Consider the following 25,271-nt stretch of genomic DNA (forward strand, 5'->3'; position numbering starts at 1 on the left):
TCGCCCGACGTTAAGCCGTACGGTGCTATTTGGATTGGCTGAGTTGCTCATTCATGTCCGCAAAAGACTCCGCCCAGAATTCCGCTAAAAACGCGGAACATTCCTGTTCGGAAATTTCCGAACGCGTGCCATCTGCTTCCGTTGCCATACCCATTGTGTAGCGCAGTTCGGTACCCTTATCTGTTTCTGTCAGATGGTAGGTCTCGGGAAAGCTGACATCGGGGCGCGCAGGGTCCAGAATGCGCGTCGAGAAATACTCAAAGGGTTCCCAATCCGTGACCCGATAAAAGAACTGGGCCATTTCATGCGCGCAATGATAGCCTGACCCCGGGCCAAGACGTCCCAAAGGGTTCTCCATCTTGATGTCGCTGACGCTGTTCATCCATTTCAGCTTGTGTTCAGGAGCGACAAGGGCCTCCCACACGAGGCCCATGGGCGCATCGAAATGGTATCGCAGCGTCCACACGCCATCTTCTTCTTCGAGAAAATCGCGCTGGCGATCAGCGCGCATCTTTTCCCATGATTTCGCCAGATCGTAGACCTTCATTCCGACTTCACCAAAATGTTCTATTTCCTGGGAAAACGGCTTCATTATATCGCTAATATCCATGGCTTCTGCGGCCGCTTCGCTAAACAAGGCGTAGCTGTGAATGCCGGTGCGCTCGGCAACTTCCGTCTTGGTCAACCTGTGAACAAGAATGACATCGGCACCGGAGATGTCTTTGGTCGGCCCCAGTTGCATTTCATCGAACTGACCGTGATGGGCGATGATCTTGAGGTCCAGACCGCCAACATTGGCGCATGCCCGGCACGGACATGTCGTGTTGGCGATTATATCCTGCCGTCTGAGGGTGAACGCGTTGTAGAGATTTTCGCAAATGGTCAGAAATGTCTCTCCCGACGGGAAATCCTGTCGTGTCGTATAAGCCAGAACGGCATCGCCTTCGGTTTTCCAGAAATGCAGCGGGTCTCCAACCTGCTCAAGCAGAACGCTAAGAAGGGATTGCAGAATGGGATTGGCATGATCCATTTCCGAAGATGTCAGAAACTGAGTGTATCCAGTAATGTCGGCAATCAGCAGGTAACCTGTGTGCGTTGTCATTTGGCAGCCCCCCGGTCCAAAGATCGCGTGCGCTCACCATAGATGAAAACATACTTAAACAACAAATATGATCGGTTGCGCGAAGTGGTCCCGATCTTCAGCCGCTGTCAATGAACCCTTGGCGTTCTCAGCCGAAATTGGAGCGGAGGCATTAACGCTTTATCCAAAACTACTGAAGTTTCTTCTACGCCGCCCTTCGGCTATGCTTCATCCATGTCGAATGCCTCTGAACGACGGCTGACCGCTATTCTGGCTGCGGATGTGGCAAACTATTCCAAACTCATGGGGGAGGATGAAGCTGCCACATTAACCGCGCTGCGCCGTTTTCGGAACGACATTCTTACTCCGGCAGTCGGTGCGCATCACGGCAGGGTGATAAAAAGCATGGGGGACGGCTGGCTGGTTGAATTTCCCAGCGTGGTCAATGGTATCGAGTGCGCGATGGCTGTCCAAAACACACTGACCGACGATCCCCGGATCACATTGAGGATGGGATTGCACAGTGGCGATGTGAGTTTTGCCGATGAAGACGTCTATGGCGACGGCGTCAACGTGGCCGCACGCCTTCAGAATCTGGCTGAGCCAGGTTCACTGGTGATTTCGGAAACTGCGCGGCGCAGCCTTGATGCCAGGCTTTCGGATCACTTCACCTGTCTCGGTTCTCAGAAACTCAAAAACATCGCAGAGCCTTTGGTCGCCTATGGTTGGGGAATGTCTGCATCAGCCATCCAGAGCTACCTTTTGGAGGTGCCGGAACGACCTTCGATTGCGGTTTTGGCCTTTGACAACGTGCCCCAAAACGCGGATCAGACCTTTTTTGCCGAAGGTATCGCCGAAGATGTGATTTCCGCGCTGTCCCGGTTTCACTGGTTCTTCGTGATCTCTCGAAATACGAGCTTTTCCTACCGGGGTCGCGTCATCGGAACAGAGCAAATCGCTCGCGATCTGGGCGTGCAATACGTTCTTGAGGGCAGCGTTCGAAGGGTCGGCAATAGGGTTCGCGTTTCGGTAAAACTGATCGACGCCATTGCAAACCATTACGTCTGGACCGATCGATTTGACGGCGTGATTGGAGACATCTTCGATCTGCAGGACGAGATCACGCAGAAAATTGTGGGCGCAGTCGCACCTGAATACCTGACTGCAGAAATGCAACGCGCAAGGCGCAAGGTGGTCCCGCGGATGGATGCCTGGGAAATGTCTGCGCGCGCCCATTGGCATATCTCGCAGTTCACAAAAGCAGACGTAGCCGAAGCCCAGAACCTGCTCATGAAAGCCGTCGAGTTGGACCCGCAAAGCTCATTCGGGATGGCGGATTTGTCATTTACGCATCTGATGCAATGCGTGAACGGCTGGAGTGATGATCCTGACGCTTCCAAGGCCGAGGCGGTAAGTCTGGCGCAACGGGCGGTTTCGATGAACGGCCGCGACGCGTATGCGATGGCCCTACTTGGTGCGGCGGATTTGTTTTCAGGCCATCATCAAGACGCCGTGAGGATGTTGCAGGACGCCATAGCCCTCAACCCCAACGACCCCCATGCCTACGCTTTGCTTGCCAGATCTCAGGTTTATCTGGGCGACGGCAAGGAAGCGCTCGATAACATCATGGCTGCGATCAGGCTCAGCCCGCGCGATCCTTTGATGGCTTTGTGGTACTCCATTCGCTCGCTATGTGGATTTGTGGCAGGTCGGCACGAAGAAGCCATCGCGTGGGCCGAGGCGTCAATCCGGGTCCAGCCAAACCGCGGCAGCTCTTATCTTGATCTTGCCGTGAACAATGCCATTTGCGGCAAGCTGGATGAGGCGAGGCAGGCTGTTCTCGACCTAAAGCGTCTCGACCCCGGCGCCTCTCTTCAGTTGGCAGAGCGCACACATCCCTTCGCACGATTGGAAGATCGCGAACGCTATCAACAGGGTTTGCGCGCAGCTGGGTTGAACCGGTGAACGCGGCCCAAAGGAGACATCCATCAACTGGCCAGAATGCTGCGGTCGCAGCCCGCTTTGCGGACATACTCTGCGACTTCGAAAGCGGGCGCCAGAAGAACTGTCACAACGAGCACAAAGCCTCCGCTCAATAGATGTGACCATTCAGTTACGGATGGCCTAATACCACACCAATCGTTATGCAGAGCAAGGGAGGCAAATTTGGAGCGACAGCTTGCAGCAATTCTGGTCGCCGATATGGTCGGCTATACTCGTCGCATGGAGCGAGACGAAGCTGGCACGCTTGCTGCATTGTCCGCTCACATAGATGGTACAGTTGCACCTCTGATCAATCGTCACCACGGACGGATTGTCAAACTTATGGGTGATGGCCTTTTGGCTAGCTTCAATAGTGCTGCAGACGCGGTTTCTTGCGCCGTTGAATGGCAACAAGCACCCTTGGTAGAGCCAGACCCGTTGCTTTTCCGCATTGGCATCAATCTTGGTGACATCCTCATGCAAGAGGATGATGTCTTCGGCTCTGGTGTTAACCTTGCCTCGCGTTTAGAGCAACTTGCCCCGCCAGGAGGTGTGCTCGTCTCGGACGCTGTCTATCGCGTGGTTGGCAACCGCATTTCGGTCGTGTGGGAGGACGCAGGCACACATACCATCAAAAACATCGCTGAGCCTGTTAGGGCCTGGCGCATTGGAGGAGCGAAGCAAGTACAGCCTGACGCGAAGCCAGCAGCTACACCCTGCAAAGCTACCATCGCAGTCTTACCTTTGCACAGTTTGAGTGACGAACCGGAGCAGGCATTCTTCAGCGATGGCGTCGCGGAAGACATTATCACTGGGTTGTCTCGATTTCGTACTCTTCAGGTTGTCTCCAGAAATGCATCTTTCCGTTTCAGAACACAGGAAGCCGATCCGGCAGAGATAGCAGCAGAATTGGGAGCCGATTATCTCGTAGTAGGCAGCGTTCGAAAGGCCGGTAGTCGGGTAAGGATTTCTGTACAGCTCGCGGAAGCTAGTACGGGCTCGCAGCTATGGTCAGAACGATATGATCGCGAGTTGGAAGACATCCTGTCCGTTCAGGATGAGGTGGCCCGCAACATCGTTGCGGTCCTTCCGGGACGTGTTCAACACAACGTTGTCGACCGATCATCGCAAAAACCAGCAGATGAGATGAAGGCCTATGAGTTGATGCTACGAAGCAAAGCTCTTCGAGATGGCCTAAATGCCAGGGATACGGCCAAAGCACGAGCTCTGCTGGAACGGGCCATTGCGCTCGATCCGTCCATCGCTCGGTCTTACATGTACCTCTCAGACACCTATGTTATCGATCTTTGGCTGGGATTGGCAGACTCTGACGCTTCTGATCACATCCTGCATATCGCCCGAAAGGGTGCCGCACTGGACAACCGGGACGTCTACATTCAAGACCAACTGGGTTTTGCTTATCTCTGCGCAGGTCTCTGGGACGAAGCAGATGCCCAGTTCGAAAAGACGCTGTCGCAGATCGAAAACGAAGCGGAGTCCATGGCGTGGTGCGGTTATGCTTTTCTGTTGCTGGGGAGGCACAAGAAGGCGAGAGAAGTCGTATCGGAAGCGATGCGGCTAGATCCGTTGCATCCCCCGTCCATCGATTGGATCATGGGGCAGATAGAATTCTTTTGCGGAAACTACGAGCAAACAATCAGCTTTTTGATGGGAGAGGCTCGGCTCAACTCGTTAGCTGCGGCATTCGTCGCAGCTTCTTACGCGCACCTTGGCCGGCAATCTGAGGCGGCAGCCGCGTTGCAGGAATTTATTGCGGAACGCCATGACGAATTTGGGAGTCGAGGCATCGAAGTGACCGACGATAATCTCCCCACTCTTGCGCGCGGTTATGAATCCATGTGGCGGCGTCGAGACGATTTCGAAGTTTTGGCGACCGGTCTGCATAAAGCTGGTTTGCCTGTCTGACTTACTTAATCAAAGGTCCGTGTAAGGCGTTATGCCAATCAATCTCGGCTTCGGAGATTCCGGAATCTTGCCGTTCAACTTTGCTCATTCTCGTAGGATCAATTCGCATCGCAAGAAGCGAACGAAGCGACCCTTTGACTTTTTCACGCCAGGCGTACGAACTTTTGACACCAGGGACTGGGACTTCACGATGTGATTCAAAATCACGAAAATCGGCATATTTCATGGATCCCTCCTGTTTTAGATATGCACCTACATTCATAAAAAATTTGGTATCCCACAAACGCCGTTTTTTGACATTAATTGTTCCAAAAAGTCACAATCGATCATGCCAAGAAACTTACCTCCCCTAAATCCGCTGCGTGCCTTTGAGACTGCTGGGAGGTTGGGTAGCTTTACCCGTGCAGCGGAGGAATTGAACGTATCGCACTCCGCAATTTCCCGTCACATTCGCGGGTTGGAAAAGCGGCTTAACGTGCATCTGTTTCGGACGCAAAAATCTGGCGTTGCCCTCTCCGAACAGGGACAAATCTACTTGGGACAGATCACACCTGCTCTTGACCAAATTGCCATCGCAACTGACGCTCTGACTTCTGCGCCCAAAGGTGTTGTTACCATGACGACAGAGAGCGCCGTCGCGCAAAAATGGCTGGTGCCACGGTTACCACGACTGAAAGCCGCGCATCCAGAGATAGACTTACGCCTTTCGATCACAACTGAGGTCATGGACATAGAGGCGCACGATTTCGATCTGGGCTTGAGATATCTGCGCGCCCACCCAGACGAAGGGTACGACCTGTTGTTCCCATCTCTGGTCAGAGCTTATGCCGCGCCACACTTTGCGCCAAAAATAAGTTCTGAGGTCGACCTTAAGGTTCTGGCATCTAGCCCATTGATTGAAGAGGCAACCTTCCGTCTTTGGCCAGAATGGTTCTCGAAATCTGGTTTGAAAGAGCTCCCTGCTCTTGATCTGCCTCATCCACTTGGAGCAATACTGTCAATCCAATCAGCCGTGGCCGGCTTAGGGGCTGTCTGATGGACAAGCACCTATGTCAAACAGAAGTTGAGACGGGTGCATTGGTGTGCCTCAGCGATGTAGAAATTCCGTTTGGCGGATATTACCTCGCCACCAACCAGCGCGCAGGAAGACGGCGCGCCGTCAGTGTTGTACGAAAGTGGCTGCAGCAGGAGGCGCGATCCGGAAAAGGGGTCGCTACTGCGTAGTTCCTCGCTACTGGCAGTATGAAATCGAACACAACAGATTGTCTGACTTCTGGGCTCGACGTCGTGTTGAATGAAATCGCTGCCACTGTAACGGCGGGAATGTTGACTTGACCGGTGATGTCGCGGTTACCAAGATTGAGGACGAGTACTTTGGCGCGACATTCGCTGACTACCTGACGCTGATTAAACCCGAATACCGCTGGCAAGCAGGGATGAAAACGTGCTTTAGTCCTGCAAACCTCTCGTACTTGTGTGACCACAGTGGCATTTCCCGTCGCCTTGATGAAATTGGTTTCCATGCGCTAACGTCGCTGAAACGCAATTGCTGCTTCCTGGGGGACATTTTGATACCTGATTTTGAGACTGCTCAAAGAATGGCGAAAACGCATTGCGACGCCTGGACCGAACGAAATCCAGGGGCCGTGGCAAGCCGCTACGCAAATAACACGACCATGGGTATGAACCGCGGCGACCCGATGACAAGCCAAGCCGAAATCGCCGAAATGGCTGAGGGTTTTATGGCCGACTTTCCCGATCTCACCCTCAAGCTCGACAGTGTTTTAGTTGCCGATCACCATATGGTCTACGCATGGACCTTCGAGGGACACCACAAAGGCACAGGCAACCATGTGAAGTTCTCTGGTTGGGAAGAATGGGATCTGGACAACGATCTTAGGGTGATCAAGTCGTTAGGCTGGTATGACAGCGCCGATTATGAACGCCAGGTTGCTGGCGACTGATGATTGCTGCCAAGGGAGCACGGCCCGTGCGGGCGATCGTCTACGGTGTCGGAGAGATGGGCTCGGTCGTTACCCGGCTTCTTGTGGAACGTGGCGTAGATATCATCGGAGCGATCGGACGCAGCGAAAGCAAGATTGGCCGAGATCTGGGGGATGTTGCAAGCCTTGGAACATCACTCGGTGTCAAGGTTGAGGCAGACGCAAAAGCAGTTCTGGCCCGCGGCGCCGACATCGCCATCGTCTGCGTCGGGAGTTACCTAGAGACCATGCAACGGCAATTCGCGGCGTGCCTGGAGAACGGAGTGAATGTTGTCTCCATCGAGGAGGAAACCATCTTCCCTTGGACAAGTGCGCCGAAACTAGCACGGGAGCTTGACGCGTTGGCCAAGGCAAACGGTGTTACGCTCGACGCATCCGGCGCACAGGATGTTTTCTGGTCAAACCTGATTACCACTCTTTTGGGCGCATCGCACAGGATAGACCGAGTCGAAGGACACTCTGTTTGGAATGTCGACGACTACGGACCCGAGGTTGCGCGACATATATGCATCGGCATGCCGCGCGATCAATTCGAGCAGCACGTGGCTGACAATGGATGGCCCGAATTCGTAGCGCGGCAAACGCTGGAGGCAATGGCGGCGCGATTGGCGCTGTCGGTTGCAGATATTAACTCGACCGTATTGCCAATCGTGGCCGATGCCCCGGTCGCTTGCCGCGCGCTTGGGACTGAAGTCGCGGTCGGCTCTCTAATCGGAACCATAGACACGAAGAAAGTCACGGCCGAGGAAGGGCCTCAGTTTGAGTTCAGAATGGAAGGCCGCATTCACCAGGAAGGTGAAACCGACGGCAACACCTGGCGGGTCTACGGCGAGCCCGACTTGCACCTGCGGAACGACAACGTGCCGACACGCGTTGTTACCTGTTCAACAATGGTGAACCGGATTGTCGACGTCATCAAAGCCCCTCCGGGCCTAGTGTCTTTGGACATGTTAGCCGCGCCGTCTCATCAATCGCATCTAATGATCTGAGGGGCTGGTAGCGGGACACGCAGTCTTATCCGACGGCACCTCTCCGTCTTCACCGGCCCAATGCCGACCTTGCGTACATGGTTTGATTTCTGCGACTTCGGCCCTCTTTCCGGACATTCGCTGCAGGTGCGATGCCGTCTAACCAGGAGGCCGTCAACTGTCAAAAGTTCGCAATACGGACTTCTCTAATTTAATAGGCTAGATCATCCCCACGCGACTTATCCACAGGAAACTCCGTCCGGGAAACAAGGACACAGAGACAGGAAGTGCGCGCGTTTGAACGAGATTGTCACGGTTGGCTCATGTCGAAATTTAAGACGCTGCCAACACGAGAATCTCGTCTCGGATAAAGATGCCGAAAACTTGCGACACAACCTTAGATCTGATTGGGTTTGAATTCGCCAGCGTATACGACGGTGACCTACCTTTTTGCGGTTGTCATCAAACTGAATCCGAACCGTCACAAAACCGCAATGAACCACGGCCATGCCTCTCTCATCCAAGTGAGAGAGGATACCAAACGATGTCATTGCGCTTTGCCTGCCTGACATCTGCCCTTGCCCTGACAACCGGTCAGGCTGTGGCAGAAATGAATTTCAACCGAATTGCGTCTTTCCCGGTCGTCAAGAATATGGCCGAGGGGGCGGATACCACCCGTGAGACCTCGCCCGAGATAATTGCGGCGACCGCGGATGGCATGACGTTGGTTTACACCGACAGCCCGCTGGGTGTGATCGGCATGGTCGACATCACCAACCCCGCGAAACCTGCGCCTCTGGGCGCGATGGAGGTAGGCGGTGAGCCGACATCCGTAGGCATCGTCGGCGCGACGGCCTTTGTGGGTGTGAACACGTCGGAAAGCTATACCGCCCCCTCGGGCAAGCTGATTTCGGTCGACATCGCCGGCCAGACGGAAACTGGCGCCTGTGATCTGGGCGGCCAGCCGGACAGCGTCGCCATCGCCCCCGATGGCAGCTTTGTCGCCGTTGCGATCGAAAACGAGCGCGACGAAGACCTGAATGACGGCATCATCCCGCAGCTGCCCGCAGGGTCGTTGGCGCTGGTGCCGCTGAAAGGCGGCGCGCTGGATTGTACGGGCATGAAAATGGCGTCGCTGACAGGTCTGGCCGAGGTAGCGCCCACTGACCCTGAGCCGGAATTCGTGGACATCAACAGCCTGGGCGAAACTGTCGTCACCCTGCAGGAAAACAACCACATCGCCGTTGTTGATAAGAACGGCACCGTGATCAGCCATTTCTCGGCCGGCAGCGTGGATCTGGAAGGCATCGACGCCACCGACGAGCGCGGCGCGCTGATCTTCACCGAAAGCCAGCCGGGCCGTCTGCGCGAGCCGGACGCGGTGAAATGGATCGACGACAACCACTTTGCCACCGCCAACGAAGGCGACTATGAGGGCGGATCGCGTGGCTGGACCATTTTCCGCAAGGACGGTACCGTCGTTTACGAAAACGGCACCGATTTCGAGAAGGCGATTATCCAGATCGGCCACTATCCCGACAAACGCTCTGACAGCAAAGGCGTTGAACCTGAAAGCGTGACCGCAGCAACCTTTGGCGGCACGCCAATGATCTTTGTTGGGGCCGAACGCGCCTCAGTCGTTGGTGTCTATGATGCCACCGATCCGGCGAACCCTGTACTGAAACAGCTGCTGCCCTCGGGCGTTGGCCCGGAAGGTTACGTTGCCATCCCAGAGCGCAACCTGCTGATCTCGGCCAACGAAAAAGACCTGATCGAAGATGGCGGCCCGCGTGCGCATGTCAGTATCTTCGAATATCAAGACGCCCGCGCCAACTATCCGCATCTGACCTCGGAAGGCACTGATGAGCTGATCGGGTGGGGAGCGCTCTCCGGTCTGGTCGCCGACGAAGACGGCATGATCTACGCGGTCAATGACAGCTTCTACGGCTTCCAGCCCTCGATCTTCAAGATCGACCCTAGCCAGCAGCCCGCTCGCATCGTCGACGTGATCCGAATTCACCGTCAAGACGGTAACGCAGCTCAGAAGCTGGACCTGGAAGGCATCACGCTGGACGGCAAGGGTGGCTTCTACGTCGCTTCCGAAGGCCGCACCGACCGTGTCATCCCGCATGCGATCTACCATGTCTCTGCCGAAGGCAAGATCAAAGACCGCAAGGGCGAAATCGGCCTGCCGCCGAAGCTGATGGCCGTTGAGAAGCGATTTGGCTTTGAGGGCATCACCAAGGTTGGCGACACCCTGTGGATGGCCGTTCAGCGCGAATGGAAGGACGATCCCAAGAACCATGTGAAATTGGTCGCCTACAATCTGGAAACCAAGGAATGGGGTGCCGTGCACTATCCCAAAGCCGATCCGGAGAGAGGCTGGGTTGGCCTGTCAGAAATCGTGGCCTTCGGTGACCATATCTATGTCATCGAACGCGACAACCAGCACGACCACCGCGCAGTGACCAAGAAAATCTACCGCATCCCGTTGTCCGAGATGACCCCGGCCCCGCTAGGTGGAGACCTGCCCGTGGTCAGCAAGCAAGAGGTCCGCGACCTGCTGCCCGACCTGACCTCGACCGGCGGTTACGTCCTGGACAAGATCGAAGGTCTGGCCATCCTGCCCTCTGGCGAGGCGTTTGTGATGACCGACAATGACGGCGTCGACGACGCCTCAGGCGAGACGATGTTCTGGTCGATCGGTTCGGTTTCGGCTGGGAACTAGGTCAAATATCAGAGATTGAAGCGCCCCGCGTAGAGACTGCGCGGGGCAATTGCATTTAAAGCCAGTTTTGGTCCTTTTAGAATAGTTCCGCATCGGGCTCTGTTGCAAACTCTTGACAGTTGAAGGGCACCTGGTGACCTGAGCCCGTGGATCACCGAACCGGACTTTCGCTACGGGGGCAAAGTTCGCCTCTAACGAATACATTCGATTCCGTATAATCCAATCGCAGCCTTGCAACTATTTCAAATTTGAGAGTCAATCATCATTGAGGGATGATATTGCGAGCAATCAGTGTGTATTCGAAATCTGAAAATTTCGTTCCATAGACATCCGTGTAAGCCGATCTCAACTGGCCGGTCATCGCCAAATCGTTGACCAAGCAATAAAACGACCAAATTTGAGCGACAGGCAATTTAGCCCCAATATTTGGGTGTCTAGTAATTCGACCGCGAAAAAAGCGATGATACTAAGTGGGTTAGGATGGGCTGAACTACCTGTGCTAACCGTTGAGGAAGAAGTTTTAGGCGGTCAATTGGTGGTTCTTGATTATGGGTTCGCCCAGAACTCCATACTTTATCCGGTTGATCTTGTTACATGTAATGCATCCGCAAGTAGACCTGTTATGAAATGGTTGATCGAACAGATTGGCGCTTGGGATCAGCGGGCATGGATAGGCAATCATAAGGTCGGAGAAATTTGACGTACTGGACCCAGCAAGAGTTTGAGCAGTTGACCTTTGTGGGCCCAGACACTGCCACTAGCGCAGACGCAGCGAAAAGGTGCTTTGTTTACGACCAGTAGGTTACCGCCTTTAACTTCGCTGCGCCAAGAACGAATGGCAGGTGTTTCCGCCGCCTCGCAGCAGCACGAACCAAGCACGTGCAGCGATATTCGTGCTGCGAGCGTGCGTAGCTAAAAAATCCAAGGTACAAGTTGGGCTCTCCGCAGACATCGGGTGCTTTGCGGAATCCTTATACTGAGCTGGTCCTCCACAAACAGCGACGGCCCAAACCGGCCTTTGGCTGCCACACGCGGTTGCTGCGTTGCGCTCCGTCAAAACTGCCGTTCGCTGCGCCTGCGAGATCTGCTGCAGAGCGAATTAACGCAAAGCGCAACAATGCAGGCGTACGCTGTAGAAGCAGTGGAACGCCCAATGACGGTTTAGTTTGGCGCTGTTACACCTTCGAAAACGGCTAAATCACAGGATGCAACCCTGTCCAGTATTTCCTTGTATGGACGGTGTTCTGGTCCAAGATAGTAGTCTTTGGCGGCCTCTTTGCTGGGAAATTCCATCAAGATCAGGCGTCCCTTGGGCAGTTTTCCCTCGATCACTTCTAAATCCTCAGTAACAGCAAGAGGTTTACCGCCATATTTGAGCAAAATCGCGTGCGCCTCCGGAAGATAGTCTCGGGCGTGTGTTTCTGCATCTTCGACGCGGAGGAATGTCAGCATGTAGGCGGGCATGGTTTAATCCTTTGAAGACCGGTGTATCTCTGGCACACAAGCTGAACATTGGTTACAAAACATCAAGTAGGCACCTCGAGGTAACCATGGGAAAAATGGAATGCAGCCGATCAGCAAAGAAGAATACGACCTGAAATGCTCCACGCGTCAGTTGTTTGAACTACTGTCGGAGAAGTGGGTTCCAGGTTTGATTTATACGCTTTCTCTTGGCCCCCAACGCCCCGGAAAGTTAGCAGGACGGTTGCAGGGCATCTCAAAAAAGATGCTGACGCAAACCCTGCGCAATCTCGAAGACTGGGGTGTAGTGCAACGCACGGTCTATGATGTGGTCCCGCCGCATGTGGAGTATTCATTGACGTCATTGGGGGAAAAGATGGTTGAGCCAATTGCCCTCATGCACGGCTGGGCTCAGGAAAACCGAGAGGACATAGCCAAAGCGTTCGGCAAACGGCAGGCTTCCAAGGAAACTTGAAATCTATTCAGTCTTATCGTTGCTTCTTGGCCGAGAACGTATGGGTGATAGAGGCTCTCTGCTGACGTCGGAGCAATCGCAAAATCTTTTCGACTGCCCCACCTCGCTCAGGTGTGGAACGGCCCTTACCGGACACTCAACAACATATATTGGTGCTGCGCTTGTGCCCGCAAAGGGCCCGTGGCGCAGCGCAGGTTGGTCTTCTCCTTCCGGAACTCGGCTATCGTGTGCCTCCCCACTGTCTCTATTTTCGGACTGGCGGGGAGGTTGAGCCAAAGGAGTCCTAACTAATTCACTTTGCGCTCGGCTCCGGCATCAAAGATAGGCTGCGGCCGGTCATTTCGGAAAAGACCGTCATCCTGAACGGGTCAAAAAACTGGGCGGAGGCGCGTAGCCTGTCGGCGGCATCTCTTGCTGGTCCGTTGAGTTCCGGAGCTTCCCCGTAGCGGGATATAGCGGCCGTGGCCATTTTCAGTGCAAGACCGTTGTCGCCCGCCGCGACCATGCGCTTAAGGGCTTCGCCGACTTCCTCGGCCTCCATCCGCAAATAGAGGTCGAAGAGCCGCCCGTATTCAGCATTGGTCAGATTGTAGACCCCTTCAGGATCTGTCCCGGTCCGATCTTCACGCCAGATACCGGTCATCTGGTCGGCAATCCGAGCTATTACGTGGTCGCGGGCAACCAGATAGGGAAGATATGCGATGGCATCGTCAGAGAACTCTGGCGGAATGAGGTTGAGCCGGATGATATCCTGAGCACTGTAGCCGTTTGCAACATACGCGCGGGCGGTCCCGGCCAGCCATTCCAGCGCCGTGCGGAAGGTTGGCAGGCTTTCAGGCGTGTAGGCGACGGTCAACGGCTGGTGCCCGTGCAGGACATACGAAGGATTGCGGGCGAGGATTGAATCAATGGTGGCGAGTGCACCGTCGATATCGCCCTCTTCAATCCAGGGCTCCCCGTAATAGGGCATCAGAACATCCCCAGCAAACACGGTACCAAGGTCCGGGAAATGCACCAGAAGCGCATCTTCGGTTTCCCCGCCCGACTGCGGGATCAGCTCTATCGAAGAGCCGCCAATCGTGATCTTCTGTACGCGATTCACAGCGACGTCCGGCCGGTAATCTTCGATCTGCGCGTTGCTGAACCCGGGGCCGCGGAACTGGCTATAGCTGTGCTTCTGCTGCACCCGTTCCAACGTGCCATGGAAATTGTTGCGCCCGTAAACCACGAGGCTGGGGTTCGCCTCACGCAGGTACTGATGGCCCCCGATATGGTCCCAATGGGCGTGGGTCACGATCAGGGTGTCCACCGGCGGCAGCTCCGGCAGGTACTCTTGCAGCATCTCGTGGGCATCGCGCAATGAGTCGGGATGCGTGCCGGCGTCAACCGCGATTAGCTGCGTGCCATCGGCGGAGAGCACGAAGTATACATCCGAGAACCCGAAACCGTAGAGGGCGAAGATGCGGCCGGGGATCACCTCCTGAAGATGTCTGTAGGCCGCCATCTGGGTGCCATTTTCGGCATCCACAGTGAACCAGTTCATGAACAGCATGTCCGGCTCGGCCTCACCAAATCCGGCTTTCTGCGAATAGGAATCCGCCGCCGCCGAATTGCCTGCCCGGCTGTGCAGAAGGGACAGGTGGCGGTAAACCTCGCGGTAGAAGCCCGGCAGCGGCTCTTTTTCGGGGCGCTCGGCCAGCCAGGTGAGATCTGCCATGGCCAACTCGTCCTTGAAGAAAAACCAGGGCACCTGCGTGTAGATGATCCCCGAGGACCAGCGCACAAAGGCATCGTTGCCTTCGGTAAGCGCTTTAGCTTCTTCCAGCGCGGCGAATGTCTCTGTCATCCAGCCTGGGCGGCTGAGCAGCGGAATTTGCTCCGCATAGGTGGCGCGCAGGATGGCATAGGCAGCAAGATGATGGGCGCGCAGATCCGGTGTCATCCGGTCGCCGTAGCGGCCTAATAGACGCTCGAAAAAAGCAATGCCGAACGCCTGCTGGTTAGCGGCCAGGTAGGCGTTCACCAGCAGGAAGAGATTCCGCGGATCTGTGTTGTGCCCGTATGACAGAACCGTTTCCAGATAGGTAATGTCTGGGTGAAAACTGCGGTCCTCCCAGGAGGGACCGAAGCTTTCAAAGCCTTCAGAGCGGGTCAGGTACGCGCCGATGGGAGTTTCTACGATCTGTTCCGCCGGTTCAGTCTGAGCGGCAAGCGGGGCAACCAGCAGGCTTTCATCGGGTGGCGCGCCGGTGAGGGTAATTCCGGCTGCAGCAAGGGCTGCAGCGAGGGGGAGCGCGAGGTATCGTTTCTTCATGTCGGCAACTCTTTGGATGGCAAGGCAACCCCGTTTCCCGGCGGAAGCCCGCCGGGATGCCGGAGCTGGAGTTTTATGTTCAGATGACGGCGACGACCGGGGCGACCCGGTCAGGCGGCTTCGCCGGCCCGGATTGCGCCGCTCACATGGGAGGGGCTTTCAAGAAAGGAAAAAAGCCCCGGTCCCGATATACGAACAACTTTCAGGCGGCCGCCCAGACGGTTTTCGTTTTCACGCCTCACCCAGTGCGCGGACCAATCCTTATCGCTGTAAAGCAGGGTCACCGGAATGGATACCGGGATCTTCGGATAGTCTTTTTCGCGAATCCGGTGCCAGCTTTTCTGGTGCGCCAGAACCGAGTGGAAAACCTGTCCGAAGGCCGGATTGCGCTTGGCGTTTTCGCTGATCAGGTCGACGAAGCGATCCTCCAGTAGGGAGCGATCTTCGAAGCCGCCGCCGATCACATATTTAGTGATCGGGCGCAGCTCGTCCCTTGTGACTGCAGGCACCCGCGCACCCAACCAGGACACGGCCCGGCCCGCCGGCTTGCCGATTATCAGCCCCGCGTCAAACGGGTTTGATGCATAGGCGGAAGCAATGCGCTCTGGAATACGCGCCGCCAGAGCGAGGGCCGCCGTCGCGCCGATGGATTCGCCAACGACAATAATACCAGCCAGATCCACCGTTTCGATGTAGCTGATGATCTGGCCGATCATGTACTCCGCGTCATAGGTGCGGTCTGCCTCTTTCGAGGACCGGCCATGCCCGGGCCAGTCGATGGCGATGCAGTCATAATCGTCCTCAAAAGCAGCAATCAGCTTGTGGTGATACTCGGCCTGAGTACGCAGCGTGTGCAGGAACAGCATCGGTGTCTTGCCGTTTCCGGAACGGTAGACATAGAGTCGGCTACCATCACTGGCCGTGAAGAAGGAGCCACCGTGGCCGATGGCAGTGAAGGCCTGGATTTCTGATGCGCTGCTCATTGGCTTGCTCCCACCATGGCGGCGAGATGCTTTTCGATGCCCTTGGGATTTGCGGCCAGCCCCTGCTTCAATTCCGAGGAGGTGCCATCAGGAAAGATGTCCTCCTCTCCCGCGGCCACGGCTTCAAGTACAGCCCGGACCACATCCGCGGCTGAGGCTTTGTCCATCGGGATGTTCGCCCCCATATCGGTGTCGACCGGGCCGGGATAGACGCCGGTAACCGTGATCCCGTCAGTCGTCAGCTCGCCCCTTACGCCTTGAATCATCGAGTGGACTGCCGCTTTTGAGGCACTGTAGGAGCCGAAGACCGGGAAGTTCACCAGCCCGGCGATGGAGGCCATGTTAATGATGGTTCCGCCGCCATTGGCCTTGAGCACCGGTGCGAATGCGCGCACCACGTTCAAGGCACCGAAGTAGTTGACTTCCATTTCCTGTCGGGCTGCCTCTGTCGAAGCGGCCCCGATCAGGCGCTGGAACGTGGCCACGCCTGCATTGTTTACCACCAGCGTTACGTCACGTGCCTGCTCTGCCGCTGCAGACAGGGTTTCCGGCCGGGTCACGTCCAGTTCAACCGGAACGACCCGCCCATGATGGTTGGCAGCCAGATCCGCAACGGATGCCGTGTCGCGCGCGGCCGCGTAAACCTTTGCGGCACCTGCTTCCAGAAGCGCTTCGACGTAAGCGCGGCCCATGCCACGGTTTGCTCCGGTCACCAGCGCGGTTGCGTTCTTGAAAATTTCCATCTGGGCATCCTTTCCTGTGTTCACATTGATTTAAATACCGATTGGTATTTTAATAGAGCGACTTGCCAACAGGCGTCAAGGGAAATAATGTACCGTTGGGTATTTTATTCATTGCATACAAGGAACGCGCGCGATGCCAAGAGGCAGACCAAGAACCACAAACCCGGAGGACGTTCTGGACAACGTACTGAAAACATTCTGGGAAAATGGATACGCGGGTACGTCCCTAAGCGATCTGGTCGCAGCCAGCGGTATGGCCAAGCCGGGGCTTTATGCGAATTTCGGCGACAAGGAAACGCTCTATGCAAAGGCGCTGGAGCTTTATGCGCGCGAGGTTGCAGCCCCAATGCTGGCAGAAGTCGCCAACGAAGATCTGCCACTCAAGGCGGCTATTGGAGGCTTCCTTGAGCGCATCGCCTCAACGGCGGCCAATCCGGGCGGCCCGAAGGGATGTCTGATTGCACTGAGCTTGGTCGACATAGCCAGCCTGCCGGGCGGGCTTCAGGAAACCGCCCGAGCAGCCAACGCTCAGCGCGAAGATGCGTTTCTGGCCCGCCTGAAAGCGGCAAAAACACTGGGCCAGATAGCTTCGGGGGAGCAAGAAAAGGATCTGGCAGCCTTTTTCTCGGCGCAGGCCCTGGCAGTGACCTCGCTTGCCCGTGCAGGCGAGAGCTTTGACAGCATCCGTACGGTAATCACACAGGGTTTGCGCCTTCTGCCGGAGGCTTAGGACAAGAGCATCGGGCACCTGGGCGGATCTATCGCTCAGTCAGCATCTTCCGACAAAAAGTTTACTGCCATTTCCAGAACCTGCGGCGACCGCAGGATTCGCGTGTGCCCCAAACCGCGGGTCTCTTCAAACCGGGCTCCGGGCCATAGCTGCGCAATTTGGCGGCCTTCATTGCAAGGCACCATCCGATCGTTTTGGTCATGAAAGATGAGAGCCGGAATGGTCATGTCCGGCGCCAAGGTCTGGCCGCGCGCAGCCTCAAAGCGAAAGCCGGAAGACTGCTCCAGCCGCATTCGGGTCACCACGGCCGTTTTGGGACTGAATCCCAGGAATGCGGCCAGCCTGTCCAGATACCCGCTCAGGTCTTCTGGAGGGGATAAATAGACAGCTTTACGCGCAGTCATTCCAAGGGAAAGGGCTATGGATACTGCTGCGGCGCCGTTTGAATGGGCGACAACCCACTGCAGTGGTCCCTGGTGGAGGGCAACTTGCCGGACGGCCTCGGCTATCTGCGGCAAGGTAGCCGTTCTGCCAGGCGCGCGGCCGTGGGCCGGTGCATCAAAGGCAACCACGCGATAGCCGCGTTCGGCGAGCGGTCGGACGAAGGCTCCCATTTGGCTGGCCCGTCCGGAAAGACCATGGACCAGCAGAATAACCGGACCGTCGCCCCACTCATAGAGCGGCAACCTGCCCGCGCCAGTGACATTCAGCCAGCTCTCCCTTGCACCTTTCATCCACGCCAATTCCCGGGTTGGCTGCGGATGACGCCGAGGGGTTACGAAGATCTTTTTTAGCCACTTTGAGGCCAGCTCCGGAGAAAGCCGAGAAAGAACCCTGGTGGACACTCTTAACACAGCGAGCGCAAAGGGCACCTGCTGCAGCCTGGGCTTAGCATTGCGGGGTGTCGTGACTGCATTGCTCATCTCTCAGACCTGTTGTTCAGCGGGAACCGCAATAAGGAAAACCAGCCCGGCCAGCAGTACGGAAAAGAGCATCACAAGTGGCATTGCCAGCACCGGCAACCCAGGCTGCACAAAGCCAACAACAAACACACCGAGACCGCCGCCGGACATTTGTATGAACCCCTGGATGGCCGAGGCTGTGCCAGCCCGCTCAGGAAAACGTGCCAGAACCTGCGAGATTGCGGACGGCAGGAAGACTCCCAGCCCCGTGACGTTCAGTATCATGGCTGCGTTGAACAGATGTTTATGGACAAGCCCCATCAGCGGCAGGAAAAACATGAAGGCCAGCGCTACGGTCATCAGAACCAGCCCGGTGCCCGCGATCCTGCGCGGCCCGACCCTCCCGGCCAGCCTTTTGGTCACGATGCCGCCAATAATGAAGCCGGTGACAGCAATGGGCGGATACAACCCGTATTCCGCCGCACCCACACCCAGGTGCCCAATAAACAGGGCTGGAGAGGCCGCAAAGAATGTCGACATGGCCGAGAACACAAGACCTGTGCTCACGGCATAGGCCATGGCCGTCCTGTCAGAGAGAACAATCCCGTAACTCCTGAGGATAGTAGTGGGCCGCAACGGCAACCGATCAGACGCGTTGGTCTCCGGCAGATGCCGGGCCGCGACTGCCGCCACCACCGCGCCAAGCGCAAGGGTCAGCCAGAATGCCGTTCTCCATCCCGCCAACTCCTGCGCGATACCCCCCAGCAGCGGAGTAAGCCCTGGAACAAGGGCAAAGGCTATCGTTATGGTCGCCATCACTTGCTGAAGCTCAACGCCGGTGAAACTGTCCCGCGTGACTGCCCGTGACACGATCAGGGTTCCGGCAGCCCCGGCTGCCTGAAGGGATCGGCCGACCAGTAAAACATTCAGATCGCCAGCCATCGCGCAGGCTAAGGTGCCCACAAGAAACAGGCCGAATGCCGCCAAAAGCACCGGCCTGCGACCAAATCGATCTGCCAGAGGTCCGTATATCAGCTGCATCGAAGCGTAAACGAGCAGGAAAATACCAAAGGTACTCTGCGCCTGCGCTGTCGAAATTTTCATCTCCGAAGCGACAAATGGAAGGGAGGGCGTATAGACGTTGGACGCAAACTGCCCCACCGCAGCCAGGGCCGTGAGTAGCGCTATGCCCAGCAAGTCAGGTTGAAGCTTCTGTCTGCCGTTTGAGGCGGACGCACCCGCGCTCTGGGCCACTGAAGTTATTGCTTGCGCGTTTTGCATTTATCCGTCTCACTTTATTGGTGGCAATTCCTGAGTTGTAAGTGTTTCAATCTAATGTCGTGTATATACACGTTAATATGCCGAGTTATGCACTCATTCTCCTGCGCTTACATTTTCAATGTACTGGCAGCGCAGCTGAGCTCTTCAAGAAAGCCGGTCATGCCAGCCTCTTCCAGCTTCTCGCGGAGTTTACTCTGAGCTGAATTCCAAGCGGGCGCTGCATTCAAGAAGGCCTCCCGCCCTGCATCTGTAGCTGCTACCGCCCGGTTCCGTCCCTTCAGCGTATCAATGTATTCGACGTAACCCTGTCTGGCCAAAGGGGCGGCATTTCGGCTAAATGTGCTTCTGTCCATGCCGAGATGATCAGCAAGATCACTCAAGGACTCGCCTTCCTTCGACCTGACGATTGCCGCCAGCAACGTGAATTGCGTGGCCTTAAATCCCGTGCCTGTGAGGGCGGCGTCATAGGATCGCGTTATCGCTCGCGAGAGTTTTCGGATTTGAAAGCACGCACAGGATTGTGCTGCCTCATTGGCCAAGCTGGCGGAAGTATGTTTAGCAAAATTATTCATGTCGTGTATATGCACGTTGAGGTGCATTGATGTCAACCTGACGGTCAAAGAAACCTTTAGGTGGTATTGAGCTTCTGAAAATGGAACCTGCCCCAAGCCACTTGCCGAGAAACTTAGGGCTTGGTTCACGTCTGTAGTGAATGGCGAAGAATACTATGTTCCTCACCGAGGCTTGGAATTGACTCGGATTGGCTTAGCGACAATGCAGAAGGGGAGCTCATAAATAGCGCCTCACGAATGTCTGCTTCAGACCTTCTGAACCAATCCGCTCGCCCTTGCGGCGAAAGCCTTCTTCCCGCCCTTTGTGTTGTACTTTAACCCCCTACCCTTCCCGGTCCAACTTTAGCCAATAGCGTGTGTACCGGAGTTCACCCGTTCGGATCAAAGCGCCCTTCTCTACCAGATCCTGGAGATCCCGTGTCGCAGTGGCACGCGATGTTCCCGTGATCGAGATGTAGTTTTCTGCACTCAATCCCCCTTTGAACCCATCCGGTCCAGCTTTGAACAAACGGGCGATTACCTTGCTTTGCCGGGCATTAAATTGGTTACGATGCCGGTCATAGAAATGCGTCTTGGATATAAAGAAACCGACGCGCTCAAGCGTCACTTGCTGTGCAGTAAGGACTGTCTCGGCAAACCAGATAAGCCATGGTGTCACGTCCAGCGTCTTTTGATGGCGTTCAAGCTGATCATAATATGCCTTCCGCTCTCGCTCGATCGTGAAAGCAAGAGCAATCAGGCTTGGCTGACCAATGTTTTGCGCTAGGGACTTTTCAGCAAGCGCCCTGCCCAACCGGCCATTGCCGTCTTCAAAAGGGTGAATGCTCTCAAAATATAGATGGCTCAAACCGGCCCGGATAAGTGCCCGCAATGGTTTGGGACCAGTTGGCGCAGTCAGGTTAAACCAGGTTACGAACTGGTCCATTTCAGCCGGAACCTGATGTGAGTGCGGTGCTTCGAAATGCACTGTTGGGCGGTCGAGTCTGCCGGAGACGATTTGCATCGCATCTTCGTGGCTCCGGTATGCTCCAATCGTTTCCAGATGCCTGTTATGGGACAGAAGCATGTCATGCCACCGAAACAGGGTGCCATGTGATAGCGGCTCAGAATAGTTGGAATAAACATCCACCATCATTTCAGAAACGCCCTGCTCGCGCGGTTTGGATGGATAGCTGTCGGGAGCCAGTCCAAGATGCCGACGTAAGGAAGATTGCACGCTGAGCCGGTCCAGCATCTCACCTTCGATCGCGCTGGTTTTCATCGCTTCTTCACTCAGCAGGTCGATACGTAATTGGTCTCGATCCGGCGTGTTCACATGATGAACCGCTCCAAGAACTTCCCCTGAGGACAACAGGAACTGTTGCTCGTATGGTTCGAGTCTTGCGGCGTCGTAACGAAAAGTCGGCCAGTCAGGGTCCTGCCAATTCCACATCGTGAGGTATAAGCCCGCTTTCTATAACTCACTATTTATGGATGGGTGATTTATAGAGGTCAATCCTATTGCTCACCTTTTTCAAACTCTTCAACCTGGTCATCGATTGGATGTGTAATCTGAAGACGGTAAATCTCATCCTGTTTCCCAAGTTTACGTAGCATTGGAGGTCCGCGAGAGCATTGCCTTTGGAGACAGCTCTCCCTTTTCGATCTTAGCCAGCAACGAAATCAGGTAAGCCCCTGGAGACTGTATGTTCTCAGCTCGTTGAAAGATGTACCCGAGAACAATGAAGCGAATAGCCGGGCCAAACGTTGATTTCATTGCATACCAGGTTTGGCCGAGCCGTAGATACTCTGCGATATCATCCATAAGCCGATCACAGTGCTTCTGATCTTTTGCAAAGCGTAGTTCTGAGCATAGCCGTGGAAAATTGCGCGCCATTTGGCCTGGAGAAACCTGAAACTGAGAAAGTTTTTCTTTCTTAACTTTCGGATTCAAAGAGTCCTCTTTGTGCCCCTCAATTTCACTGTCACTGTCCCTCAAATTTTCTGTATCTGTCTGTGTTATCTCGGAGATTTCCACAGAGATTTCTACCGGCAGCTCGCTGAGTGCATTCGCCTCTGGTTTGCGACGCAGAGCATTGCGTAACCGTCACGCCACGTTCCGCGAGTAGATCTTCAACATCCGCAGTGCTACGCGCAAAGCGATGGTAGACCCAGACGGCATAGGCGAAGACCTCTCGCGGGAAACGAAAGCCCTTCAGGCACGGCATTTTGAACGGTATCTTCATGCGTGGGCGGTAGCCAGTTCAGAACGCGCAAACAAGTTGGCAATGCGCAAGTTATCAATCTGAAGCGCGATCTTAATTCGAAATTAATTCCAAGGATTGACGTACGGCGTCCGTCAAAGGAACGTGATGCGAATGAATACGAGCGACAATGATCTGGCTATTGCTGCTGCTAGCGGCGACGCAGAAGCGTTTTCGGCATTGTTGACAAGGTGTTACGATAGCCTTTTTCGCCTCGCGTTTCGCCTTACGGGTTCGCAGCACGAAGCGGAAGACTTAACCCAGGATATCTGTGCCGCCTTACCTACAAAATTGCGCAGTTTCAGGGGGGATGCGCAATTCACCACCTGGCTTTATCGGATCACCGTAAACACGGCCCATGATCGCCGTCGCCGCATGGCGAGCCACGCCAGGGCCGCGTCGGGGTGGGGGGAGTGGGAGCATAACAGACAGGCCGCTGACGCTGACGCGGCAAAACAGGTCGATTGGTTAACAACAGCAATGGCCGGATTGCCTGAGGATCTACGCGAAACACTGGTGCTGGTGCTGGACGACATGACCCACCGGGAGGTTGCGACTGTGCTCAGTGTGTCCGAAGGCACTGTTAGCTGGAGGGTTTCCGAGGCCAAAAAACACCTGCGCGCCTTGCGCCAAACGGAGGAACAGGTATGACGGATGATCTGGAAGATCTGAAGCAGATGTTAAACGCTGCCACACCATCCATTGATCCTGCGGTGAAAGCAGATCATCTGGCATTAGCGCAGAAAAACTTCACTGATCTCCAAGGATCGCGCGATGACGCGCGTCAGATGTCCAATCGCCCCAATCGGAGATTTTGGACAGGAGTACTTGCAATGTCGAATATCCTAACCGCGCGTGCAGCATTGACCGCAACAACCGCATTCGTCGTCTTCGGGGTTGCCGTGGTGAATTTCTCGGATGTGGAGCGGTTGAAATATCCAAACCCAGATGTGTCGGTGCCCGAGCCGAGTAGACAGGACGAAGCCACGCCTCACAATTTTGAATTCTCTTCGAAATCCGAATCCCCCGCCAAGAGTGCGGGCGCGGAAGACGCCGCGGCACTGAGCGCAGTTCCTAATCAGAAAACGGATATGGGAGAAAGCCAACAGCGTGCGCGTGGAACAGCTGGCCTAATCGGGCACACAACACCGCCGCTTATGGAAACGCGTGCGGGCACACGTGGGGATTTGTCCTTTGCTGAAACAGTGTTATTGCCAAGCGAAGTGGATAGGGAGACCTACGCCAACGAAACACCGAACCGCTTGCAGATTACGTCTGAATCACCGGTTTCAACGTTTTCGATTGATGTAGATACGGCGTCCTATGCCGTTATCCGCAACTCGTTGATGAACGGCCAGATGCCCAACCCTGATGCCGTCCGGATCGAGGAGATGATCAACTACTTTCCGTATGACTATCCCGCTCCGCACGAAGCCGCGTTCCAGCCGACGGTGTCGGTCAGTGCGACGCCATGGAACCCGGATACCCGACTGGTCCATATCGGTATTCAGGGAGCTTTGCCGGATGTCGAAGAGCGCGCACCATTAAACCTCGTTTTTTTGATTGACACTTCGGGTTCAATGAACCAGCCAAACAAATTGCCGCTGCTCAAGCAGTCTATCCGGCTGATGCTGGGTCAGCTGCGCCCGAGTGATCAGGTCTCAATCGTCACCTATGCGGGCAGCGCCGGACAGGTTCTGGCCCCGACCAACGCTTCGGAACGCGCAGTGATCCTTAACGCCCTCGACCAGCTCGACGCGGGCGGCTCAACCGCAGGTCAGGCCGGCTTGCAGCAGGCTTATTCAACCGCCGAGGATATGAATGAAGAAGGTGAAATCACCCGCGTGATCCTTGCAACAGACGGTGACTTTAACGTCGGGATGTCCGACCCGGATGCTTTGAAAAAATACATAACAGATAAGCGAGACAGCAGTATCTACCTCTCTGTTCTCGGTTTCGGGCGCGGCAACTTGCAAGATACGACAATGCAAGCATTGGCGCAGAGCGGCAATGGACAAGCGGCTTATATCGACACGCTGGCCGAAGCGCAGAAGGTTCTGGTGGACCAACTGACCGGTGCTTTGTTTTCGATCGCTGATGACGTCAAAATCCAAGTCGAATTCAATCCGGCCAAAATCGTGGAATATCGACTGATCGGTTATGAAACGCGTGCGCTACGTCGCGAGGATTTCAACAACGATGCGGTCGATGCAGGTGACATCGGCGCAGGGCATACCGTGACTGCCCTCTACGAAGTAACGCCCACGGGGTCCCCAGCTCAGCTTAGCACACCGATGCGGTATCAAGCCCGCGCGTCGGATAATGGCAACGACGAGTTAGGGTTTCTTGCAATCCGCTATAAAGCCCCCGGAGCAGTAAACAGCCAACTGATCGAAACGCCGATCACCATGGATTTGACGCCATTGTCAGATGCCGAGTTTGCGACCGCGATCGCAGGGTTCGGGCAACTGCTACGCGGAAGCGACTATACAGGCGATTGGTCTTATGAGGACGCGATTGAGTTGGCCAACGAGGCAAAAGGGGATGATCCTTTTGGCTATCGGGCTGAAGCGGTTCAACTCATGAGGTTGGCAGCCAGCCTTGCCGAAAATTGACTTCCTTGAACCCACTCGAAGTTACAGGAGGCCGATCCGAGTAAGAGGGGTCGGCCCAATCCTGCCGCTCATTTAGGTGTGCAACGCTGCGGTGCAGCTTCCCCGAAGCGGACATTGAACTACTATCGGGATGGAGCGTTAATCAGACGACTGCAACGCGGACTTTGCTGACTTTAGAGGCACTATCTCCAATGTCCGTTGTCTGCAGCTACGCAGGGTTTCTAAGCAACAGGACTACCGTCCGAACAATGCTGAGCGAAACT

The 25,271-nt window shown here is 55.5% G+C and carries 23 protein-coding genes and 2 pseudogenes; 13 read left to right on the forward strand and 12 right to left on the reverse strand.

Annotated features, from left to right (window positions below; all coding sequences use genetic code 11):
• Positions 1–25: 25 nt before the first annotated feature.
• Positions 26–1,102: a DUF2652 domain-containing protein gene (locus AC2TDA_RS21635; RefSeq protein WP_480850912.1), complete on the reverse strand. Its 1,077-nt coding sequence runs from the start codon at positions 1,100–1,102 to the stop codon at positions 26–28.
• A gap of 213 nt (positions 1,103–1,315) precedes the next feature.
• On the opposite strand from AC2TDA_RS21635, the gene AC2TDA_RS21640 reads away from it, so the two are divergent.
• Positions 1,316–3,046, forward strand: coding sequence for a tetratricopeptide repeat protein (locus AC2TDA_RS21640; RefSeq protein ID WP_480881250.1), 1,731 nt, complete (start codon positions 1,316–1,318; stop codon positions 3,044–3,046).
• A gap of 201 nt (positions 3,047–3,247) precedes the next feature.
• Entirely contained in the window at positions 3,248–4,990 is a 1,743-nt protein-coding gene (locus AC2TDA_RS21645) for an adenylate/guanylate cyclase domain-containing protein (protein ID WP_480881252.1), read from the forward strand.
• A 1-nt stretch (position 4,991) separates the two neighbouring features.
• Here AC2TDA_RS21645 and AC2TDA_RS21650 read toward each other — a convergent pair whose 3' ends face one another.
• A complete protein-coding gene (locus AC2TDA_RS21650) occupies positions 4,992–5,216 on the reverse strand; it encodes a hypothetical protein (protein WP_480881253.1) in 225 nt (74 codons plus the stop codon).
• 102 nt (positions 5,217–5,318) lie between these two features.
• On the opposite strand from AC2TDA_RS21650, the pseudogene AC2TDA_RS21655 reads away from it, so the two are divergent.
• The 7 genes and pseudogenes from AC2TDA_RS21655 to AC2TDA_RS21685 form a co-directional block, all read left to right on the forward strand.
• Positions 5,319–5,507: pseudogene (locus AC2TDA_RS21655) on the forward strand (LysR family transcriptional regulator); the annotation flags it as partial.
• An 18-nt stretch (positions 5,508–5,525) separates the two neighbouring features.
• Positions 5,526–6,026, forward strand: coding sequence for a LysR substrate-binding domain-containing protein (locus AC2TDA_RS21660; protein WP_480881284.1), 501 nt, complete (start codon positions 5,526–5,528; stop codon positions 6,024–6,026).
• On the forward strand, positions 6,026–6,214 hold the full coding sequence (locus tag AC2TDA_RS21665; protein WP_480881255.1) for a hypothetical protein: 189 nt from the start codon (positions 6,026–6,028) through the stop codon (positions 6,212–6,214). The genes AC2TDA_RS21660 and AC2TDA_RS21665 overlap by 1 nt, the downstream gene beginning before the upstream one ends.
• Positions 6,215–6,321: 107 nt before the next feature.
• Positions 6,322–6,954, forward strand: coding sequence for a DUF1348 family protein (locus AC2TDA_RS21670; protein ID WP_480881257.1), 633 nt, complete (start codon positions 6,322–6,324; stop codon positions 6,952–6,954).
• A complete protein-coding gene (locus AC2TDA_RS21675; protein ID WP_480881259.1) occupies positions 6,954–7,982 on the forward strand; it encodes an NAD(P)H-dependent amine dehydrogenase family protein in 1,029 nt (342 codons plus the stop codon). The genes AC2TDA_RS21670 and AC2TDA_RS21675 overlap by 1 nt, the downstream gene beginning before the upstream one ends.
• 523 nt (positions 7,983–8,505) lie before the next feature.
• Positions 8,506–10,689, forward strand: coding sequence for an esterase-like activity of phytase family protein (locus AC2TDA_RS21680; protein ID WP_480881261.1), 2,184 nt, complete (start codon positions 8,506–8,508; stop codon positions 10,687–10,689).
• Positions 10,690–11,017: 328 nt separating this feature from the next.
• Positions 11,018–11,389: a LysR substrate-binding domain-containing protein gene (locus tag AC2TDA_RS21685; RefSeq protein WP_480881286.1), complete on the forward strand. Its 372-nt coding sequence runs from the start codon at positions 11,018–11,020 to the stop codon at positions 11,387–11,389.
• 461 nt (positions 11,390–11,850) lie between these two features.
• Here the strand turns inward: AC2TDA_RS21685 and AC2TDA_RS21690 are convergent, their stop codons facing one another.
• Entirely contained in the window at positions 11,851–12,153 is a 303-nt protein-coding gene (locus tag AC2TDA_RS21690; protein WP_480881263.1) for a DUF1330 domain-containing protein, read from the reverse strand.
• 100 nt (positions 12,154–12,253) lie between these two features.
• Here AC2TDA_RS21690 and AC2TDA_RS21695 point away from each other — a divergent pair, with 100 nt between their 5' ends.
• Entirely contained in the window at positions 12,254–12,625 is a 372-nt protein-coding gene (locus tag AC2TDA_RS21695) for a winged helix-turn-helix transcriptional regulator (protein WP_480881265.1), read from the forward strand.
• Between the two features lie 292 nt (positions 12,626–12,917).
• Here AC2TDA_RS21695 and AC2TDA_RS21700 read toward each other — a convergent pair whose 3' ends face one another.
• From AC2TDA_RS21700 to AC2TDA_RS21710, 3 genes are all read right to left on the reverse strand, one after another.
• Positions 12,918–14,939, reverse strand: a complete 2,022-nt coding sequence (locus tag AC2TDA_RS21700; protein WP_480881266.1) for an MBL fold metallo-hydrolase — start codon at positions 14,937–14,939, stop codon at positions 12,918–12,920.
• Positions 14,940–15,049: 110 nt separating this feature from the next.
• Positions 15,050–15,922: an alpha/beta fold hydrolase gene (locus tag AC2TDA_RS21705; protein ID WP_480881268.1), complete on the reverse strand. Its 873-nt coding sequence runs from the start codon at positions 15,920–15,922 to the stop codon at positions 15,050–15,052.
• On the reverse strand, positions 15,919–16,665 hold the full coding sequence (locus AC2TDA_RS21710; RefSeq protein ID WP_480881270.1) for an SDR family oxidoreductase: 747 nt from the start codon (positions 16,663–16,665) through the stop codon (positions 15,919–15,921). The genes AC2TDA_RS21705 and AC2TDA_RS21710 overlap by 4 nt, the downstream gene beginning before the upstream one ends.
• A gap of 133 nt (positions 16,666–16,798) precedes the next feature.
• Between AC2TDA_RS21710 and AC2TDA_RS21715 the strand changes: the two genes are divergently transcribed.
• Positions 16,799–17,395: a TetR/AcrR family transcriptional regulator gene (locus AC2TDA_RS21715; RefSeq protein WP_480881271.1), complete on the forward strand. Its 597-nt coding sequence runs from the start codon at positions 16,799–16,801 to the stop codon at positions 17,393–17,395.
• 35 nt (positions 17,396–17,430) lie between these two features.
• Here AC2TDA_RS21715 and AC2TDA_RS21720 read toward each other — a convergent pair whose 3' ends face one another.
• The 6 genes and pseudogenes from AC2TDA_RS21720 to AC2TDA_RS21745 form a co-directional block, all read right to left on the reverse strand.
• Positions 17,431–18,129, reverse strand: a complete 699-nt coding sequence (locus AC2TDA_RS21720) for an alpha/beta hydrolase (protein WP_480881272.1) — start codon at positions 18,127–18,129, stop codon at positions 17,431–17,433.
• A gap of 192 nt (positions 18,130–18,321) precedes the next feature.
• A complete protein-coding gene (locus AC2TDA_RS21725) occupies positions 18,322–19,578 on the reverse strand; it encodes a multidrug effflux MFS transporter (RefSeq protein WP_480881274.1) in 1,257 nt (418 codons plus the stop codon).
• A gap of 107 nt (positions 19,579–19,685) precedes the next feature.
• A complete protein-coding gene (locus AC2TDA_RS21730; protein WP_480881276.1) occupies positions 19,686–20,177 on the reverse strand; it encodes a MarR family winged helix-turn-helix transcriptional regulator in 492 nt (163 codons plus the stop codon).
• A 295-nt stretch (positions 20,178–20,472) separates the two neighbouring features.
• Positions 20,473–21,582 carry a DUF4172 domain-containing protein gene (locus AC2TDA_RS21735; RefSeq protein WP_480881278.1) on the reverse strand — a complete coding sequence of 370 codons (1,110 nt, stop codon included), beginning with the start codon at positions 21,580–21,582 and terminating at the stop codon, positions 20,473–20,475.
• A 153-nt stretch (positions 21,583–21,735) separates the two neighbouring features.
• Positions 21,736–22,167 (reverse strand): hypothetical protein, encoded by a 432-nt coding sequence (locus AC2TDA_RS21740; RefSeq protein WP_480881287.1) that lies wholly within the window; start codon positions 22,165–22,167, stop codon positions 21,736–21,738.
• 61 nt (positions 22,168–22,228) lie between these two features.
• Positions 22,229–22,375 (reverse strand): annotated as a pseudogene (locus AC2TDA_RS21745) (IS6 family transposase); the annotation flags it as partial.
• A 132-nt stretch (positions 22,376–22,507) separates the two neighbouring features.
• On the opposite strand from AC2TDA_RS21745, the gene AC2TDA_RS21750 reads away from it, so the two are divergent.
• A complete protein-coding gene (locus AC2TDA_RS21750) occupies positions 22,508–23,044 on the forward strand; it encodes an RNA polymerase sigma factor (protein WP_480881279.1) in 537 nt (178 codons plus the stop codon).
• Positions 23,041–25,008, forward strand: coding sequence for a vWA domain-containing protein (locus tag AC2TDA_RS21755; RefSeq protein ID WP_480881281.1), 1,968 nt, complete (start codon positions 23,041–23,043; stop codon positions 25,006–25,008). Before AC2TDA_RS21750 ends, AC2TDA_RS21755 begins: the two co-directional genes overlap by 4 nt.
• Positions 25,009–25,271: the final 263 nt, after the last annotated feature.

The sequence above is a fragment of the Ruegeria sp. HKCCD6426 genome (genome assembly GCF_057221115.1).